Origin of the sequence: Sinomonas sp. G460-2 (genome assembly GCF_047759905.1) — a bacterium.
Lineage (GTDB): Bacteria > Actinomycetota > Actinomycetes > Actinomycetales > Micrococcaceae > Sinomonas.
This window is the reverse complement of record NZ_JBKZWT010000532.1, coordinates 1-1,417: the sequence shown is the minus strand read 5'-3', so window position 1 is coordinate 1,417 and position 1,417 is coordinate 1. Positions and strand designations below refer to the sequence as shown.

Annotated in this window: 1 protein-coding gene, 1 tRNA gene and 1 pseudogene; all 3 read left to right on the top strand. The window is 70.8% G+C overall.

Translation table 11 applies throughout. The features are described 5' to 3' along the window. Nucleotides 1–295: pseudogene (locus ACLN58_RS22210) on the top strand (hypothetical protein); the annotation flags it as partial. A 48-nt stretch (nucleotides 296–343) separates the two neighbouring features. After that, nucleotides 344–1,144 carry an SDR family oxidoreductase gene (locus ACLN58_RS22205; RefSeq protein ID WP_415857372.1) on the top strand — a complete coding sequence of 267 codons (801 nt, stop codon included), beginning with the start codon at nucleotides 344–346 and terminating at the stop codon, nucleotides 1,142–1,144. A gap of 41 nt (nucleotides 1,145–1,185) precedes the next feature. Further along, a tRNA-Ala gene (locus ACLN58_RS22200) sits at nucleotides 1,186–1,258 on the top strand. Nucleotides 1,259–1,417 lie beyond the last annotated feature (159 nt).

Below are 1,417 nucleotides of genomic sequence, written 5' to 3'. Positions count from 1 at the left end.
CGCTCGCGCGGCGCAAGAGACTGCCTCGGAGGCCGCGGGCATGGACGGCGCGGAGCACGGGCCTGAGTGGAAGCCCGTCGATCTCCCGAAGCCCTCCTACGTCGACTCCGCGAAGGCCGAGCGAAACGCCCCAGATCCCCTTGCCGCCCCGGAGCAGCCCAAGCCGGCCACCAAGGTCACGCTCAAGCCCAAGCCGGACGCCACCCCGGCCCCGGGAGTCCCGACGGTTCCGCGCCCTGCCGCCCGCGGTGCCCTCGGCAACCTCGACGCCGTCCTCCAGCGCCGCCGGGCCTAGCCGCCGAGCGGTTTCCGGCCGCCACGAGGGGCGGACTAGGCTCGAGCCATGACGGTTCTCCTGGCCGCAGGCGGCACAGGTCAAGCAGGATCCGCCGTGGTCCGCGAAGCGCTCGCGCGGGGCTTCTCGGTCCGCTCCCTCAGCCGCAAGGCACCGCCGCCCAGCGCGGCGCTCGACGGCGTCGAATACCTGTCAGCGGACGCGGCCACGGGGGAGGGGCTCGCGGCCGCGCTCGATGGGGTGGACGTCGTCGTGGACACCCTCGAGGGCCGCGGGGGCGCCGCCCAGAAGCGATTCGCCGAGGCGGGCCGGAGGCTCCTCGCGGCCTCCCACGGCTCAGGGGTCCGGCGCGCGGTCATGCTCTCCATTGCCCAGTGCGACGAGCTCCCCATCGGGTACTACCGCTCGAAGGCCGCGAAGGAGTTCGTGTACCGGGAGGCGAAGCTGCCGACCGCGATCGTCCGCGCCGCCCAGTTCCACTCGCTTCTGGACTCGATCTTCCGCTCCACCGAGCGCCTGCGGATCGTACCGTCAGTGCGCGCGGCCAGGCTTCAGCCGATCGACGTGCGGGACGTCGCGCGGGCGCTCGTGGACACAGCGTCCGAGGAGTTCTCGGGACACTCGCTGCGGACTGTCAGCGGCCCCGAGACGCGGCCGGTGCGGGACTTCGCCGACGAGTGGCGCGAGGCGACGGGATCGCGGGCACGAGTTCTCGAGCTCCCGCTGCCCGGAACGTTCGGCCGATACTTCTCCGAGGAGCGCAATCTTGCGCCCGGAACAGAGTTCGGAACGATCACTTTCAGCGAGTGGCTAGCGGGCCGCGAGGAGGGCCCCGCGAATTTGTTTTGAGGCCCGCAGCCCAGTAAGGTTGAACCCGCACCAAGCACCACGGGGTCTTAGCTCAGTTGGTAGAGCGCTTCGTTCGCATCGAAGAGGTCAGGGGTTCAAATCCCCTAGGCTCCACGTTTTAGCCTTGGTTTCAAGGTGAGCAGCGCCCCCGGTCCGAGGACCGGGGGCGCTCTGTTTTCTCCACTCAGGTCCCCAGATTGCTGGGCGGCATCCCGCCGTCCTCGGCAGTTTCGACCGGGAGAGGCCGCGGGAGCGGACCCGGGTCGGCACGGG

Coding starts and splice junctions, on each gene's coding strand:
- ACLN58_RS22205 (WP_415857372.1), top strand. CDS start 344: ATGACGGTTCTCCTGGCCGCAGGCGGCACAGGTCAAGCAGGATCCGCC.